The organism is Mucilaginibacter tolerans (genome assembly GCF_030519375.1).
In the GTDB taxonomy this organism is placed as follows: Bacteria; Bacteroidota; Bacteroidia; order Sphingobacteriales; family Sphingobacteriaceae; genus Mucilaginibacter.
This window is the reverse complement of record NZ_JAUMKB010000006.1, coordinates 222,416-240,125: the sequence shown is the minus strand read 5'-3', so window position 1 is coordinate 240,125 and position 17,710 is coordinate 222,416. Positions and strand designations below refer to the sequence as shown.

The window sequence follows — 17,710 nt, the reverse complement described above, 5'->3', positions numbered from 1 at the left end:
CATGACAATGGTACTGAATATGGTAGAAGTGTATAAAACAAATGTAAGGCACAAAAGGCAGGCAAAAAGGCTGATAGGTGTTTTGTCAAAGCAATTCCCCATGTTCAGTATCAATTTTGACCTCGAGGATTGCGACAAGATACTTCGTGTTGAAGGCAAAAACATCCCGCAGGAAAAAATTGCCCGCATGGTGGCAGAAAATGGTTACCAGTGCAGTGTACTGGAATGATTTGAACTATTAACCCATAAAATCATGGAAGCTATATCAAAAGATGGTACCCGCATAGCTTATGACAAATCGGGTAGCGGGCCCTTATTGATTCTGGTGGATGGCGCTTTATGCAGCAGAGCATTCGGGCCGATGCCAAAACTAGCCCGATTATTAACCAGCGATTTTACCGTAATCACTTACGACCGCCGCGGCCGGAACGAAAGCTCCGATACACAGCCTTATGCTGTTGAACGCGAAATAGAGGATTTGGAGGCATTGATCAGTGCAAACGGCGGGTCAGCATTTGTTACTGGTTTCTCTTCGGGTGCCGCCCTTTCCCTGGCAGCAGCAGCACATGGGTTGAATATCACTAAACTGGCATTATACGAACCGCCGTTTATGGTAGATCAGGGGCAGCAACCTCCAGCTGATTCCCTACAGCAGTTACAGACAATGATAGCCGAAAACAGGCGCGGTGATGCAGTAAAATTTTTCCTGAAAGACATGGTGGGTGTGCCAGGGATAGTTGTTTTTATCATGAAATTAACGCCGGTCTGGTCCAAGCTCAAACGCGCGGCGCATGCACTGCCATATGACGTAGCTGTTTTGGGTGATTTTTCGTTGCCCGAAAAGAAGGCTTCGTCTGTTAATACCCAAACGCTTATCTCAGGCGGGGGTAAAAGCCCGGCTACCATGCAGAATGCAGTAAAAAAACTGTCGGAAATAATGCCTAATGGCGACCTTAAAATATTAAAAGGGGAAACTCATAATGTGGCAGGGAAAGTGATAGCGCCCGTGTTAATTGAATTCTTTGACGCAAAATGTTCGAGTAATCAATAGTCATTGTTAAAAAAAGTTAAACCCTTGTCATTGATATGTCGCCATGTTTACCTTTATAAGGCATGCGCGGCAATACATTACTATTGATCAGTTTTCTCCTATTTGGTTGGCCATATTTAATCCATGCACAGGATGTACAAGTACAAAAAGGAATGGTATTTAAAGCCGGCACAAATTTACGTTTATGCGGTGTCAGGATTGTCAACACGAAGACTTCAACATCCACGGTGACAAATCTATATGGAGATTTTTTTATTGCTGCCTCGGTTAATGATACCCTGAACGTTAGCTGCGATGACTATACTTCAACGCAGCTTGTTGTAACAGATTTAGTGGACAAAGTTGTATTCGTTGAACCGGCTTATCCACTATCGGAAGTAGTAATAAAGGAAAATACAGTATTAGCCGATCTGAATTCGGTAAAACGGGGATATCGAAAGAAAAGCGTTTTTTATACAGGTACTCCTCATTATTATTACCTGGTACTAAAACCGATGACCTTTATCTATGAGAATTTTAAAAGCGAGGTAATTAATGCGCGGAAGTTCAACAGGTTTGCCAAGGATGAAATAGCTTATTATGAGGTAGCAGCTCGTTTTACCGACGAAGTAATAAAAAAGAATGCTCCTATTAATGAGAATGAGCTTGACGATTTTAAGGCAGATTATTGGCCAACAGCGCAACAAATTCGCAGTTGGAATGATTACGATTTGGTAAACTATGTTATTAAATCATACCAGGATTTCAAAAAAAATAAAGATGTTGATATGATAAATAATAAATAGTTGTCATTTTACTAATAATACTTAAACCTATAACTCTAACTTGTTGATTAACCGATAATTTCCTATCTTGTAGCGACCCTTCTTAATTATCTATAGTCCCCATTTAATCGCTATGAAAAAGTTTATTGTCACAGCAATTGCTGTATCTATTCTTATGCCCCTGGCTAAGGCGCAAAGCTGCTCAGAGTTTATCAACGCCGTTAACGGAAAGAAACTTGTTTACAGTAACAAAGATGCCAAAGGTAACGAGCAGGGCAAATTCACCTATACTTCGGTCAAAAAAGATGCGTCAACAGTTAGCTATCACACCGAAGTGATTGATAAGAACGGTAAGTCAGTTGGAGCATCAGATTCAGAGATCAAATGCTCGGGAAATGCAATCAGCATTGACATGAAATCATTTATGCCATCCTCGTCAGCAAAGCAATTGGGAAAAATGCAAATAACAGGGGAAGCCAAGTACCTGGTGTATCCGCTTAATCTCAAGGCAGGACAAACTTTGGACGATGGAAGCATGACCATGAATATTACCAACAACGGAAGCCAAATGGGCGAAATGCAGATGGATATTACCAACAGAAAGGTGGAACAACAGGAAACTCTGACCAGCACGGCCGGGAGTTTTGATTGTTTCCGCATCAGTTATGACGCTATGGTAAAAATGAAAATGATGGGCATCGGTTTCCCGGTGCACATGCATGTGATAGAGTGGTTCTCCCCTAAGCTGGCGCGTCAGATAAAGTCTGAAACCTATACAAAAAACGGAAAACTTGCCGGAACAACCGAGCTTGTATCTATTAACTAATAATTAACGTATAAGCTATTGGTTTAGGATTTAAAAGCAGAGTAAAAACAATTTGAGTATAATTGGGTTTTTCACACTAATAGCTTATCACGAACATCATGGCAAAGCGGATTTTAATAATTGAAGATGACGAAGATATATTGCAGGTTTTGGAGACCGTGCTTGAATATAACGATTTTACTGTCAAAGGCTTAAGCCGGACAGATGATATACTTAAATCAGTAAGTGAATATAACCCCGACCTGGTACTAACTGACTATTTATTATCCGGTACAAATGGTGGTAAAATTTGCCAGCAAATAAAAGGTAACAAAGATACCTGTCATATTCCTGTAATTTTAATATCTGCTTATCCCGAACTTGCATCATCACTTGGGAATTTCGGCTTTGATGCATTTATCACCAAGCCTTTCGATATTAATATGCTGGTACGAAAAATCAATCAATTGCTTGGGCACCATCAGCATTAGTATGGTAAAAAAATTAGTTCAACGCCATTATATTTTATGAAATATGATGGCGTTTTTTTAATTGTATCCTCTCTGCAAATAGTATAAATACATGGGCCTTATGGGTAATTTGAGCATTTATTTTACCCGGCAAAAAGGCATATAATTTAATATATGTAATTAAAATCTGTAACCTTTTAATATATAGCGCGTTATAAACAGCCAAAAAAAGTCCCTCAGCGCGCTTTTTAGTAATAATAATGCATATATTTTATGCAGCTAATGATGACAACACTGACTTAAGTTTTTTCGTTAAACGTTCTATTTATAGTTCGAAATTTATACAGAACTCCTTTTATACTTTAACCTGATGCCCACCAATACCACTAATAAAACAGTCGCTAAGTTTTTACGATGGGAAGCTATATTAAATAAGCTCTTGTATTTTGCTTATGAAACCGCCAGGGCACGTTTGTCGAAGCGTAAATTTAAAATACTCTTTTCCCTCAATGCGGAACGTGAAGAAGATATAAAGAAAAGCTTTCGTAATTTAAATCACGAAATACATTTTGATGAATTTACGCCAGAAAATTTTGTAAAGTATGACATCGTGATGCCGCTGAACATGGGTAACCTGCGCCGGCTTATCCCGAACAGAGAATTAGTTGATAATAACCTTGTGCCGACGCCTACGATGGAGGCAATAGATATATGCGACGATAAATATGTGTTCTATACAACACTGGTTGAGAAGGGTTTCGAGAACGATATGCCCCGTGTTGGCAAAAATTTAAAAATACCTTATATCGTAAAGAGAAAAGTGGCCCACATGGGTGTGGACTGCTATGTGATCGATACGCCGGAAAAAGAAAAACAGCACCTAAATGAAATTAATCACCCGGATTTCTTTTGCCAGGAAATTGTGCAGGGTAAAAAAGAATATGCCACGCACCTGATATTCAGGGACGGAAAAGTGTTATGTTCACTAAACGTGGTATATATTTTTTCGACACCGACCTATGTTAAAGGTGTCGATAAATTCATTTGTAACAAGTTAGGTAAATGCCCGCACCTGGATCTTTTTACCGATATTCTTAACTCAATAAATTTTGAAGGGATATGTTGTTTTAACTACAAGGAGATAGATGGGAAACCATACGTATTTGAAATTAACCCCCGCTTTGGAGGCAGCCTGAGTATGTTCTTCTTTTCCTTTTTAAGGCGTTTGTAAAAACAATATAGTATCCATTTAATTCGAAGAATCCCTTAAATCTTTTGATCTAAGGGATTCTTCTTTTCCCGGCTAAGGGGATTTATATTTTGGTATAGCTTGGTTAAAACGTGACCGTAATCTGAGTCGTGGTGCCGTTCATAGTAAAGTTAGCTTTGTGGTTACCAAGGAATACGATAGTACCATTTGCATTCCAGTTGCTGCCATATGCTTTGAACGTTGCTGAACCGCTTAAAATATCTTTGTTGGTTACGTCAATTTTTAAGTTTGACAACTCATAGAACGCACCACCGATTTCAGAAGCAGAACCGTTAGTGTAAACTATCGAAGTATGTAAGTCGTTAGTGCCATTTACACCAATAAAGTTTTTAGCAGAGTCAAGGGCCACGATAGTATACCACTGTTGCACTTTGTAGGTAGATACAGATGCAGGTGTAGTTTTAACAGTAGTTAGAGAATCATAAGCAGAGTAACCCGATAACTTGCCGTCAACACAGTTAAAATAGAACTTCAGGTTACCACCGGTGTGGATAGTGGTATCGGCAATCGTAGCATTATAGTTTACCAGCGAATCGGTATAGAACCCGCAGAGTGGGTTATTGTGAGTACAACCACATGCGTAGTGAGGGCCAAGGTGATTTTCGACAGATACATTAACACCGTCATTAAGATTTACACCGCCAAATGTACCGGCCAATGATTTTGAAAGATTGTATGCAATTTGTTTGCTCAATGCGGCATTTGATGTTGATTGAGTTGATGTTGAAGGTGCCGTAGTGCTGTCTTTGCGACATGACGTGTACACCAAAAGTACACAAAGCATAATCGGTAAAATACCTTTTATGTAACGTTCCACAACAGTTCCAGTTTTGTAAGGTTTCAATTCCATAGTTTTAGTAATTAATCAGTAATATTTTTTGCGTTTTTTAGAGCTATTAATTAGTCAGTAGATAAATTCGGAATGATATAGCCAATTATTGTACCATTCGTTGATTTTTGGTATAACAACAACATTTTCAGCCAAATTAAATCAATTAATCCTATTTAGCCAACTTTTATAAATAGCGAAAAATCAAACAGTTGTGAATCAACCACTAAAGAATGATATTTTGCCTGTGCTTTAAACCGAATAATTCCCGCGGCAAAATTTTAATCTTAAGACATAATATTTTCTTCCTGTTTAAATTGGGGAATTGGTAGAATAATTTCCCCATACTGTCCCCAATCCTTTCAAAAAGGCGGTTTAATCAATTAGTTAAGCAAAAGAGTACAAGCGCCGCGGAATGATAAATCAATATTGGCTTGATACGGATATTTACTTTAACAGCAAAAAAATTGTAACCTTTAGATAATGTTGATGAAATTATTTGTTTGAAATTCTTAAATATTGATTTGATAATCATTACCAGCGCATGTGAAAACAGGGCTATCTTTACGATGTTTTAGAAAGAAACATCAAAAGCAATGGAAATCAAAAGAATCGGTTCACAGCCTTCGGGCAAGGGGCCTGCTGAATATTTTACCGGAACGGTACGGATAGATCCTCTTAATAGCCCGCCCGAACCAGCACGTGTAGCAATGGCCCTTGTAACATTTGAACCAGGCGCACGCACGGCATGGCATACGCATCCACTCGGTCAAACCTTAATCGTTACAGCAGGCTGCGGATGGGTACAACGCCAAGGCGGACAGAGAGAAGAAATTAAACCCGGAGATGTAGTTTATTTTGAACCGAATGAAAAACACTGGCATGGCGCGTCGGCAACTACTGCCATGAGCCACATTGCCATACAGGAAAGGCTGAACGGTTCACCGGTGGACTGGATGGAACATGTAACGGACATTCAGTATAATGGGTAACGTATGCAATCAAATTAACAATACAATGAAGACTATTTTACGGCGGCTATTATTAATTCTTACCACCATGGGGGTAACATTATTTTCGATTGAGCAGGTGAATGCCCAGCAAGGTCATCGCATCACAAGAATAGCCAAGATACAGGTAGACCCTGCACAGCTCGAAAGTTTTAATGCCGCGCTCAAGGAGCAAATGGCAACAGCTGTGAAATTAGAGCCTGGGGTTTTAACCTACTATGCTGTTGCTGATAAAGGCAATCCATCAGATATTACTATCCTGGAAATTTATGCCGATACGGCGGCGTACCAATCGCATATACAAACTACTCATTTCAAAAAGTATAAGGCAACAGTTCAGAACATGGTGAAATCCCTTGAGCTGATAGATGTTAATCTAATAAGCGTTGCCAAAAAGCCGGGAATGTAGTTTAGTCAGACACATCAACTATTAAAAAAAAACGGACACACGAATTGAACTTTGCTTTTTTTGCTTTTTCATGTATTGTGTGCTATTTGCTGAGTATAGTTTATTATGTCTTCCGTATTAATTAACTTTGATACTAAATAATAAGTTGATATGGCGGCAGACAAAATTGTAGTTCTTTATGTAGACGATGAACCGGATAACCTGTTCTCTTTCCAGGCTACCTTTCGCCTTACTTTTAAAGTATTTACTGCCACAAGTGGGGAAGAAGCACTGAACCTGCTGGAAAAAAGAGGCTTTCACGTGATCATTTCAGATCAGCGTATGCCGCAGATGACCGGCGTAGAACTCTTTGAAAAAATACAGGAAAAATATCCCGACCCAATTCGCGTATTATTAACCGGCTTTGCCGATATGAGTGCTGTTATTGATGCTGTGAATAAAGGTAAGATATTTCATTACCTGGCAAAACCCTGGAATGAGGAAGAATTAACAATGACTATTGAGAGAGCCTATAAGGCGTGGCAGGATAAGCAGGCTTTGAAGGACTCGAATGAGCAACTTGAGTTTTTGCTGCGGCAAAAGTTACTTTCCTGATCAGGCTTCCCTCTTGTCCATGTCAATTTGAATGCGCTGCAATACAGCTTTAACCTTATCTTGTGTGAGGGGCTTGGCGATTACGGTCTCTACATTTTTTTTCTTGCCAAGCCTGTCCAATTCCGTCTTATTCATTGATGAAGTGACGATGACGATCTGGTAGTGATTGGTGATATTGTCAGGTAACACTTCAAACAGGCTAATGAAATCTGCTCCGTTTAGTCGTGGCATCATCAGGTCGAGCAATATAATGGTCCGGTCGGCTTTTTTTACTTTTGCCGATGTAATGTGATCCAAAGCGTCTTCAGCACTCATAAAAGTTTCGACCTGTACATCCTCTCCCGCGGTCATCTTGATCAATTTATGTGCTATATACAGATCAATCTCTAAATTTTCGATAAGAATGAATGACAACCCCATGATTATTTGCTTGGAATAATTAATTTAAAAACTGTGCCTTCACCCAAAACGGAACTTACATCTATGCTGCCGCCCAGCTTAAGCAAACCTCCTTTAACATTATAAAGGCCTATGCCGGAGCCCGCCCGATGAGATGTGGCCCTTGAAAAAAGATTAAATATTTCATCAAAATGGCTTTCAGGAATGCCTATACCCGTATCGCTGATCAGGATAGTTGCCAGACCGTCGTTCACAGAAATATTCAGATCGATCTTTTTGCCCTCAAAGTGTTTCTTTTGGTATTTGATGGCGTTTGTGATGAGGTTATTCAATATCATTTTGATTACCAGCTCATCGCTCCGGAAAGATTCTGGCTGGCTTATCGTGGTTTCAAAGCATATTTTATTGGTTGTGGTATATATCCGGTATACATCTTTCAATTCTTCGGCCACATGGTTAAAGTCAATATCAGTAATCTTAAGCTCACCACGTCTTGAGCTATAGTAATCGTGCATGCTGGATATGTAATCCTCCAGCTTAAATACCGATTTTTCCATTAACACCAGCAAATCTTTCAGCTCCTTAATGTCAGACATTTCCTTGGCTACATCAATGGCCCCCAGAATACCGGTTAGCGGGCCCCTCAGATCGTGGCTTACGCTATAAGCAAATTTGTCCAGTTCGGTATAAGCCCGTTGCAGTTCTTCATTTTTCATTGCCAGCATCGAACTGGCTATATAGAATTTATTGCCTTCTTCAATAGCCGAAATAATATCCTGCTCTATCCATGGTTTCCGGATATACCTAAAAATGTTGCCTTTATTGATGGCCTGTATAACAGCTTCAATATCTGTATATGCAGTGATGAGTATTCTTATAGGTAGCGGGAAAAGTGTTTTGATTTCTTCAAAGAATTCAGCGCCGGTCTTCCCTGGCATACGCTGGTCGCAAAACACTACCCTGATGTCGGGATTCTTTTGCAGATGTTCAATGGCATGCACGGTATTTTCAGCGGTAAGAATACGGTATTCTGTACGGAAGTTAGCCTTGAACCCGGTTAGGTTATCCTGTTCATCATCGATGTATAGTATTTTAATTTTCTCTGCCATAAAGTTTCGGCTTTAATTTATTTTGATCACATGTTGTACAGGCAGCGTAATTATAAATTCTGCACCATTGCCAGCCGAGGAGTTTATCCTGATTGAACCGTTATGCTTTTTGATGGTATTATATGCGATAGACATACCCAAACCGGTGCCTTCGCCTACGTCCTTTGTTGTAAAGAATGGGTCGAATATCTTTTTCTGTGTTTCTTCATCTATACCTATGCCATTATCTTTAATACTGATCTGAACATTATCGTGACCAACACTGGTGCTTATCTTTATCTCGCCTCCGCTCTCATCCCCAAAACGTTTATGAACTGCGTAAATCCCATTGGACAAAATATTGAGAAAAACCTGGTTGAGTTTACCGGGGTAACATTCTACCAGCGGTAAGTCGCCATATTCCCGTATGACGTTTATGCCACCCAGCTGATTGTTAAGAATGATCATCGATGAATCAATCCCTTCATTCAGGTCGGCCTGTTTAAGATCGTCTTCATCAAGACGGGAAAATATTCTGAGGCCTTTTACGATCTCGGCAGTCCGGGAAGCGCCATTATAAACGCCGTTAAGCAGATGTTTGATCTCTGTTTGAAGATAATCAAGTTCCTGCTCTTCTTTATACTCTTCCAACTGTGCCCTTTTGCTGTCGGGTGTGGTGTCTGATAGCGCAACATCTTCCATAAAGTTGATCGCATCAAATATCATATCTATGTCTCTGCGCAAAGGAGAGACATTGGATGTAACAAAATTGATGGGGTTATTGATTTCGTGCGCTATGCCGGCAGTTAACTGACCCAATGAAGCCATTTTTTCCTGTTCGATCAGTTGGGATTGTGCTTGTTTCAGATCTTCCAGCGCGGTGTTCAATTCGGAAGTACGTTCTTTAACCCTTATTTCAAGAAACGTATTTTGCTCTCTTATGATCCTTTCATTTTCGTGGGCTGTGCGCAAGGCTTCGGCTTGTGATAGTTCTTTTTCCCTTTTCAAAACATTGATACGATCGGCCAGCGCAATAGAAAGCAAGGTAACTTCAATAGCGATGCCTGATTCCATGGTGTAATTGGTGAAGCTATTATATGGTAATACGCCGAGGTTGCGCAAGGTGAACATAAGGATGCCCGCAAAAAAGATAGTCCAGGCAAACAGGAAATACCGTGCCGGCCTGTAACCCTGGCGGGATATTTTTACTGCAACCGCGTAAATAAGAAATGTAGTACAGATTGCAGAGATATCGATCATTCGGTAGCTCACCTGGTCAACACCTGCCAGCCGGAATATAATAGCGCAGCTATACAAAATGATGGCTACCGGGAAAATTTTGTGTAGTGTTGGTGTCCGATTTCTAGTATCCAAAAATTCCCTAACGAACATCATTGCCGAAATACCTGCCAGCGCCGGGAAAATAATAATACTCTTATGGAAGAGTAAAGGCATTTGCGGGAACAGGAAATGATAAGTATAACCGCTTAAGGTAGTTTGCGTAAGACCTATGAACGAAACATATAATACATACCATACATAACTGTGGTCCCTGGTAAAAAGATAAATAAAGAAGTTATAGGCCACCATTACAACAATTAGCCCAATAAAAATCCCCCATAGGATATTTTTCACAAGCAGGGACTGGGCAATTTGCGCCGGTTCTCCAACGATAAGTGGTAACACCATCTGCTCAGAGCTTTTTACACGCAGGTAATAGGTGGCAGTACTGTCTTTAGGTAATTTAAGATCAAACAAAAAGTTTTGATGCTGATATTTCCTTTGCCCGAATGGTAAAGTATCGGAAAGTTTTTGTACCTGATAATGGCCATTCTCAGGGTAATAAAAGTCACATACAGAAAGTGTGGGGTAATCAAGCGCCAGCAACAGTCGGTCGGATGATGATTTATTGTGAATGGAAAACTTAAGCCAGAATGCCGATTTACTTAACTGCAGGTTGGGCGTTTCGATAGATGATGGCACGAAAGCGGTTGATTTGCTGGCGGTTTGCAAATCATAATGGTTTGCGCTGTCTTTTAGTATAGATACATTTTTACCAATGATGGTGTTCTCGCCGGTAAAAGCTACGGGCGATTGCGCAGCCAGTTTTGCAGCGGGCGCTATTAGTAAAATCAGCAGTAAAAAAATGATCCTTTTCATGTAAATCAGGTTCTGCCAGTAGCATGACAGGTAATAGGGTTTAATTTATTCTATTATAAGCATTTTCTCTAAAGGTAATCTGAAACTCTTTAACTCCGGCTCAGGAGCAATTGCAATTTTAGCCAGGAACACTTCTGCACGGTCATCATCCATATCGGTCAGCTCACAAAACTTTTTACGTAAATCCCGTAAAACAGGTACAAATTTTGGATCGAGACCTTCTCCATTTCCATAAACAACTCGCGGGAATAAATACAGTGGTGATATCAACGGATGAATGGCTAATCCAAGATTGGTAGCTGCCAGCCATAAACGTTCCATCGCCCTGCCTCCTTCAAAAAAGCTCTTTAATTCATGTTTAGGTAAAGTAAGCAGGCAAAGTGCAGACGCCGTTGATACAGTACGTTTGGCCAGCATATCCAATGCCTTACCGCCGTCCAGGTCGTTAATGGTACTGATTACCTGTTCGCTTTTAATAACACCAAGCGCTGCCATTTGCGAATTGCTCAGACCAAGTGTTTTGACATCAATACCGTCCCGGCTTTTTTCGGCCTCATCGCCGGTCCACCGCATTTCTCGATGAACAAAATCAAAGTGGCCTTCTTTGCTTAGTAATCTTACCCGGTCACAGAAGCCAATGATTCCTGCCAGCTCACTAAGTACGGTTTCATCCGTAAACACCTGGAGTTTTGCCCCCGGTATCGACTCGGCGAACAAAATCAGTTGCTGATAAATATCGGATTGGATGTTTGCCTTAGGGGCTTGGTTACGGTTGGTAAGTCGTTTAAATATTGCCTTGTCCAGTGGCTCAAGCTGTTGAACTAATAGTTTATTTTCAATTGCTCTAAAGCGGATTACGGCAACCATCTTGCTGCCATCTCTGGCAACAAATTTGTAATAGGGTTCGAGGCCCTGCTTCAGCGCATGGATATTCAAATTTTCATAAGCTGCCCCAAAGGAAATATAGGACGCTATGTTACGGTAATCGCCAAATGAGAAAGAGCGGTGTTCATCATGGAACAGATAAAGTGTACCATGATGGTAAAGCCATTTCCAGGGCTGATCATTCCCGGTTGAAGGAGCTGCGCAAGCCGCATTAACCAGGTCCTTAATGACCTGGTCCGATGGCATGATATCCGAAGGGCTGGTCTCGGCGGATACTTGTTTTGCCAGCCTTTGCATTTCTTCTTCCGAAAGCGGTTTGAACGGATTACTTCTGTTAGTTTGTGGTGCAAGATTTATTTTGGTATCGCTAACAATCTGATCAAAATCGATATAATATCTACCTGATGCCCGGAACTGGTCCAGCAATATTCGCCTGCACGTATCGGCGCCCGCTGCACCACCCAATGCTACCGAACTGGCTAGCTGGGGCCAGGTATTAATGCTTTGCTCCACTTCAACCATTGACGCTTTGGCGCGTGATGATATATTGTCTACACCAAGCATTTGCAGGATAACGGGCACCTTATCTTCGTTGGATAATTCCTTAATGTTTTGAGGATTGATCCCGCTAACCGTGCCATGCAGCAATGGGCGGTCAGGTTCCAGGTCAAAACGCTCGATATCCAGCATGCCTCGGTCGCTGGTATCCATTAACACTGGTATGCGTAGTTCACGGGCCTTGTATCGGGCGAGTATCTTAATGTCTAAGCCGTCGCATTCGTCTACCAGAATATCCAGTTTGCCCCCACCGGTAAAAAAATCATCCATATTTGCGTCGGTCAGGCCATCAAAGAAGCAAGTTACCTTAAGGAATGGGTCGATCTCGGCTATTTCACGCGCAGCAATAACTACTTTAGGCACACCAAGGTTGTGTACACCCGTACGAATACGGTTTAGATTGCTCAGTTCAAGTATATCAAAATCTGCTAGGCGTAATTCGCCGAATCCCCGCTCCATAGATAGTGTAAGCGCGATAGACTGCCCGACGGAAAGACCGATAATACCGATCTTTTTTGTGGCCAGTTGGTCTCTTTCGCGGCGTGTAATTTTATATTGATTACGGTTGGTGCGAACCTCTGTAAACTCTTCCTCATCCAGCAAATGGACCAGCCTGCGGCTCCAGGGATAATAAACCCAAACACCATAAGTATTAATATCTATTCCATTAAGATAGTTAGCGATCAGTCCGGGATACTCATCGTGTTTTATCCTCACCCAGGGCCTTTGGCTTTTGATAAGCTCCTTTAACTGGCTTTCTATTTCGTCTGAGATAAACAACGCGATCTTTTCAGATAAGAGTCTGTCGTATGTTTTCTTATCCTCCGGCTTATTGAGCCTCAGAATGATAGGAGTATAAATATTACCTGATTTTTCAGGATGTGTAATGAGTTCTTCGATAGGATTCATAAAACTATAAGCAAATATAATTTAATTGTCACGAAAAAGTTTGCCAGGGAACCAATGTTTCGCTACAATAAATTGAGCCGTGCTTCGGTCCAGTCTTTTTCTTTAAAAGTCCTTTTAGCATTTGCGATTGTGGCCTGAAGATCCCAGTTTTCGAGGTGAGGAATTTTCAGCTCGTAGTGTATCTCGATCGACTTTTTTCGCAGCACTTCTATCCGGATAAGATTTAAGCTTTCCCTTAATTTTAATATGGCATTCCGGTCTTCATCCTGTGCAGTGGTAAGCGTTTCAATATCTTCATGCAGCATAGCAGTGGCCAGAAGATCCATTTTGGGATAATAAAATGTACCACTGTTGCCGACACTATTTTCAAGGTGATAGCCTACACTCTGTGCCATGGCGACCGTATACTGGGCACACAATGCAAAAAGCGAAGTCAAACCGATCTGGGTGGAAATTGCTACCGCGGCCCGGGTTAAAAATATACTGCCAATACCATAACCTGCTATTTCGCGCGAGTTCCATAAGCCGCATATTTCTCCGGTGCCAAACTGCGCATATTTCCATACGAGCTTAATAACGGATGAATCCAATCCAACAGTGGCTTGTTCAATGGGCAAAGGCTCAGTACCACCCGCTACTTGTACGCGAGCGCCGCCATATACTTTTTTACCGTCCAACGATTCAACAATAATGACGAAAGCCGCCGGATTACTGGTCCATTCATGCCTGGACGAGGTGACTTTGGTTACCCCTATACTTGTCAATACATGTGTGTGCCCTTCAATAAAAAGCTCGCAGGCAACGGGGTCGTCAATTGCCCGAAACGCTCTTAACCTTACTACAGGTCGATCCCTATGCAAGCCTTCATCCATATGTAGTAATTATTCAGCCGGTTCTTTAATTGGATATTTTATACCAAATAGTGCTGCAAAAAGGGGTAATGCAGACATTTTATCTATAACAAAAACTATTGCCCAAACGTCATTAATGCTCCTGAAAGCAGAAATGCACCCTGACTCCACGTAATTCATTTATACCGAATTATACTCGCGCACGTTATGCAATACTTATCCTTTTAGTAAGTAATGCTAAACCTTTTAATAAAAATTTTGATGATGACAATAAACCGTAGTTTATGATCGACGAGGCTGAGGTAACGCAAATATAACCACTTTTTACGAAAGCAATTCGCATCGGTTTCGTATTAAGCAAATATTACATTTCAATTTGATTACGGCACGTAGTAGTCCCAGATTGTGAAATAAAGACTATGGACTTTTTAGCGGACTTTAAAGCTTTTGAATAATATAATGTACCTTCAATGCTATCATGGGCCGCTTTACTTTTTTTCGCATTGCGCTTATTCTGTTTTTAGCGATAGCCGCTTCTGTTGCTTTTGGACAGGGAAACCCCGAACATAATACTCGCGCAGAATATACTGTCAACAAAAGGCTGATCTCTATAGAAGATGGACTCGCCTCGCATGAAGTTTTTTGCGGTTTGCAGGATAAGGCAGGCTTCATGTGGTTTGGCACGCGCAATGGCCTAAACCGTTATGATGGTAAAAACTGTTTGCTTTTTACCCGTCAGCGAAATCATCTGCAGGAAAACAAAGTAGTTCAATTGGCAAAGGATGATGCCAATAATGTTTTCATTGAATACGGCAGCACCGGATTCCAGCTCACCACTAATGGTAAGGTGGATGTAATGAATGCAGTTACGCAGGAGGTTAAAACACTTACCGCCGCTTTCCCCAACCTTCCTTTCAAAGAGCAGGATGTTTACTGGATATCGAATGACGGCACTAATCAAATTGATTTCCTCGCAGCACATCCTTTCAGGCTTTGGCAATATACTTCCAAAAAGGGATTTACGCTTCGCTATGAAATGAAAGACTGGGATAAACCGGATGCCTTATCCTCTTTAGATTATCGGGCTACAGGCCCCTTCTGTATGTTCGGCATGGGAAAAGCGTTGTTGAAAATATTCAACCAGACCACCCAGTATTTAGTAACGCCGGATACCGTGATTGGCTTTACACAAAAAGATGCGCTCAGATCATGGCCTGTCGGTTTCAACAGTCAGCACGATCTTTTAATTACTTATACAACTGCCGTGCAACCCAATACATTTAGTATCGGTATGATAACGCATGGAGGTGATAGTAAGTTTCCAGCCAATGTAAAAGGATTTAATACAGACAGTCTAAAAGCAAAATATTGGTACCAGGCAGCAAGCTCTACGGACGGCAAATCCTGCATATTATATATCGGCACAGACGCGCTTTACCTATGGAATGAAAATGTCTTTTTTCAAATAGTTTCAAAATCAGAAATAAAAACCTTCGAAAATTTATTTATATACAAGCTTTTCCCCGATAATTTTGGAAACCTTTGGCTTTGCACCTCGCTCGGCGTGTTGCAGTTGAAGATAGAAAAGAACCGGTTTAAACCCTACTTTACCACCAAACAACAATCTGTCGAAAAAAACAACCAGGCCAGGGGTATATACGCTGATGAAACCGGCAGAGTTGTGGCAAATATATGGACCCATATCTTCCAGCAACAAGGTAGCCGAATGCAAAACGCCACTGATGATCAATACAAATATGCACTTATCAATCATCATTCGTCCTTGTATTGCGGTGGTTATAACCTGTACGGGTATGATGTTAAGAATAATACACTCTCTAAATATCCGGATAGTCAAAGGAATGAAATATGGTCGATGTTCTCGGCAAATGATAGCTTGCTGTTGTTGGGACGAACGAACGGGTTTACAATTTTCAACTCCAACAGCAAAAGGTTTGATTCACTTCATTACGAATCAAAAAAGCAGCCGGAAGCGAAGTTTGTATATAGATTTTTTAAGGATGGAGCAGGCAGAATATGGGCAGTCGCAGAAAATGGGTTATACAAGATTAAGAATGACCATGATGATCAATGGTCCGTTGCCAATGATCAGTCGCCCTTAATTTCCCAGCTTAATTTACAGGACGCATATGCTGACAACGACGGTATTTTCTGGCTGGCCACAAACGGAGAAGGTTTATACCGCTGGGACAGAAAAGCAAATACATTTCAGCAATTCAATATTGCCAGCGGTTTTCCGTCGGATGTGTTGTACCGGATTGAACCGGATCAATATCATAACCTTTGGATCAGCTCTGATTACGGCCTTGTCCGTTTCAACAAAAAAACGTTTTCTGTCAATACCTATACCACCACAGATGGCATTACAAACAACGAGTTTAACAGAACCTCGTCTTTTAAGGCGAAAGACGGCCGGCTCTTTTTTGGCGGGTTGGACGGCATCGTCGCTTTTAATCCTGCAGATTTCAGAACAGATGTTCAATCCTTAAACGTGCCTTTGCGTATCATTGCTTTTAACCAGTTTGTAGGCTCCCAAAACAAGCTGATTAATAAAACCAATGATTTGCTTACTTCCTCGCAAATCACGCTGGCGCCTACCGACCGCTTTTTCACCCTTGAATTTCAGTTACTGGATTATGCTAGGGACGAGGTACATCATTATGCTTACAAAATCGATGGCGTAGATAAAGATTGGAACTATATCAATGAAAACTCGATCCGCATCAGCGGGCTGCCATACGGGACACTCCTGTTGCATATCAAAGCGCAAAACCGCGAAGGGGCGTGGAGTAAAAGCGAGTTAACTATTCCATTGCTGGTTTTAAAGCCATTCTACTTTAAATGGTGGTTTGTTACATTACTTACACTGGTATTAATAGCCACAATTTATTGGATAATAAAGTGGAGAACGAGACAATTAGCCATAGAAAAAAATAAATTGGAACAAACGGTAAACGAGAGAACAGGTCAGTTGAAGCAATCATTATCAGAACAGGCCGAATTGCTATCGGAAAAAGATGTGCTGATGAAAGAAATCCATCACCGTGTTAAGAATAATTTGCAGGTTATTTCGGGTCTGCTGGAGTTGCAAAGTAAAACTGTGAATGACGATGCCGCAAAAGATGCATTAATGGAGGGGCGCAACCGTGTTCGGAGCATAGCTCTGATACATCAAAACCTGTATCAGTTTGAAAACCTGAGCAGCATTGAGTTGAAACGCTTTGTAGATGACTTATCCCGTCAGGTGGAGAGTGTATATAAGAAGCAAAATAAGATATCAATGAATGTGGCAGTGCCCGTGTTGTACCTTGATATTGATTCGGCTGTCCCGCTTGGGTTAATTATGAATGAATTGCTATCCAATTCTTTCAAATACGCATTCAATGGTGTAGCGAAAGGAGAAATAGATATCGAAATTCGCGTTATGGATGAAGGTAAATATGAGTTGATCTATTCTGACAATGGTCCGGGTTTGCCGTCGGATTTTGATCTGACCCGCACAACAACTCTGGGTATGCAATTGATCCATGATCTTAGCCGGCAAATTGGGGGCCGGGTGAAATACGATTATAAGAACGGCGCTGTATTTATCATTAATTTTACTAACCGCAATTTACGTAAGCAAGAAGACTAAAGC

General features: G+C 41.1%; 16 protein-coding genes. 10 read left to right on the top strand and 6 right to left on the bottom strand.

The genetic code is table 11. The features are described from left to right. Nucleotide 1 precedes the first annotated feature (1 nt). The 6 genes from Q3A68_RS11000 to Q3A68_RS10975 all read left to right on the top strand — a co-directional run bounded on the left by Q3A68_RS11000 (nucleotide 2) and on the right by Q3A68_RS10975 (nucleotide 4,321). The gene (locus Q3A68_RS11000; protein ID WP_302901136.1) at nucleotides 2-229 is read left to right on the top strand and encodes a hypothetical protein; all 228 of its coding nucleotides are present in this window, start codon (nucleotides 2-4) and stop codon (nucleotides 227-229) included. Between the two features lie 24 nt (nucleotides 230-253). Then, nucleotides 254-1,051 (top strand): alpha/beta fold hydrolase, encoded by a 798-nt coding sequence (locus tag Q3A68_RS10995; protein ID WP_302901135.1) that lies wholly within the window; start codon nucleotides 254-256, stop codon nucleotides 1,049-1,051. A gap of 62 nt (nucleotides 1,052-1,113) precedes the next feature. Beyond that, nucleotides 1,114-1,836, top strand: a complete 723-nt coding sequence (locus Q3A68_RS10990) for a peptidase associated/transthyretin-like domain-containing protein (RefSeq protein ID WP_302901134.1) — start codon at nucleotides 1,114-1,116, stop codon at nucleotides 1,834-1,836. A 112-nt stretch (nucleotides 1,837-1,948) separates the two neighbouring features. Continuing rightward, the gene (locus tag Q3A68_RS10985; RefSeq protein WP_302901133.1) at nucleotides 1,949-2,641 is read left to right on the top strand and encodes a TapB family protein; all 693 of its coding nucleotides are present in this window, start codon (nucleotides 1,949-1,951) and stop codon (nucleotides 2,639-2,641) included. 98 nt (nucleotides 2,642-2,739) lie between these two features. Next, the gene (locus Q3A68_RS10980; RefSeq protein ID WP_302901132.1) at nucleotides 2,740-3,111 is read left to right on the top strand and encodes a response regulator; all 372 of its coding nucleotides are present in this window, start codon (nucleotides 2,740-2,742) and stop codon (nucleotides 3,109-3,111) included. A 349-nt stretch (nucleotides 3,112-3,460) separates the two neighbouring features. Continuing rightward, nucleotides 3,461-4,321, top strand: coding sequence for an ATP-grasp domain-containing protein (locus Q3A68_RS10975; RefSeq protein ID WP_302901131.1), 861 nt, complete (start codon nucleotides 3,461-3,463; stop codon nucleotides 4,319-4,321). A 103-nt stretch (nucleotides 4,322-4,424) separates the two neighbouring features. Here the strand turns inward: Q3A68_RS10975 and Q3A68_RS10970 are convergent, their stop codons facing one another. Further along, nucleotides 4,425-5,210 (bottom strand): hypothetical protein, encoded by a 786-nt coding sequence (locus Q3A68_RS10970; RefSeq protein WP_302901130.1) that lies wholly within the window; start codon nucleotides 5,208-5,210, stop codon nucleotides 4,425-4,427. Between the two features lie 575 nt (nucleotides 5,211-5,785). Here Q3A68_RS10970 and Q3A68_RS10965 point away from each other — a divergent pair. From Q3A68_RS10965 to Q3A68_RS10955, 3 genes are all read left to right on the top strand, one after another. Further along, on the top strand, nucleotides 5,786-6,181 hold the full coding sequence (locus Q3A68_RS10965) for a (R)-mandelonitrile lyase (protein WP_302901129.1): 396 nt from the start codon (nucleotides 5,786-5,788) through the stop codon (nucleotides 6,179-6,181). Nucleotides 6,182-6,206: 25 nt separating this feature from the next. Beyond that, the gene (locus Q3A68_RS10960; RefSeq protein WP_302901128.1) at nucleotides 6,207-6,608 is read left to right on the top strand and encodes a putative quinol monooxygenase; all 402 of its coding nucleotides are present in this window, start codon (nucleotides 6,207-6,209) and stop codon (nucleotides 6,606-6,608) included. Between the two features lie 150 nt (nucleotides 6,609-6,758). Next, nucleotides 6,759-7,202 carry a response regulator gene (locus tag Q3A68_RS10955; protein WP_302901127.1) on the top strand — a complete coding sequence of 148 codons (444 nt, stop codon included), beginning with the start codon at nucleotides 6,759-6,761 and terminating at the stop codon, nucleotides 7,200-7,202. Here the strand turns inward: Q3A68_RS10955 and Q3A68_RS10950 are convergent, their stop codons facing one another. From Q3A68_RS10950 to Q3A68_RS10930, 5 genes are all read right to left on the bottom strand, one after another. After that, entirely contained in the window at nucleotides 7,203-7,622 is a 420-nt protein-coding gene (locus Q3A68_RS10950) for a response regulator (RefSeq protein ID WP_302901126.1), read from the bottom strand. A 2-nt stretch (nucleotides 7,623-7,624) separates the two neighbouring features. Then, nucleotides 7,625-8,710 (bottom strand): hybrid sensor histidine kinase/response regulator, encoded by a 1,086-nt coding sequence (locus tag Q3A68_RS10945; protein ID WP_302901125.1) that lies wholly within the window; start codon nucleotides 8,708-8,710, stop codon nucleotides 7,625-7,627. A gap of 12 nt (nucleotides 8,711-8,722) precedes the next feature. Beyond that, nucleotides 8,723-10,849, bottom strand: coding sequence for a sensor histidine kinase (locus tag Q3A68_RS10940; protein ID WP_302901124.1), 2,127 nt, complete (start codon nucleotides 10,847-10,849; stop codon nucleotides 8,723-8,725). A gap of 45 nt (nucleotides 10,850-10,894) precedes the next feature. Then, nucleotides 10,895-13,201 (bottom strand): Rv1355c family protein, encoded by a 2,307-nt coding sequence (locus tag Q3A68_RS10935; RefSeq protein WP_302901123.1) that lies wholly within the window; start codon nucleotides 13,199-13,201, stop codon nucleotides 10,895-10,897. A gap of 62 nt (nucleotides 13,202-13,263) precedes the next feature. Continuing rightward, nucleotides 13,264-14,073, bottom strand: coding sequence for a hypothetical protein (locus Q3A68_RS10930; RefSeq protein WP_302901122.1), 810 nt, complete (start codon nucleotides 14,071-14,073; stop codon nucleotides 13,264-13,266). A gap of 457 nt (nucleotides 14,074-14,530) precedes the next feature. Between Q3A68_RS10930 and Q3A68_RS10925 the strand changes: the two genes are divergently transcribed. Further along, nucleotides 14,531-17,707 carry a histidine kinase dimerization/phosphoacceptor domain -containing protein gene (locus Q3A68_RS10925; RefSeq protein ID WP_302901121.1) on the top strand — a complete coding sequence of 1,059 codons (3,177 nt, stop codon included), beginning with the start codon at nucleotides 14,531-14,533 and terminating at the stop codon, nucleotides 17,705-17,707. Nucleotides 17,708-17,710 lie beyond the last annotated feature (3 nt).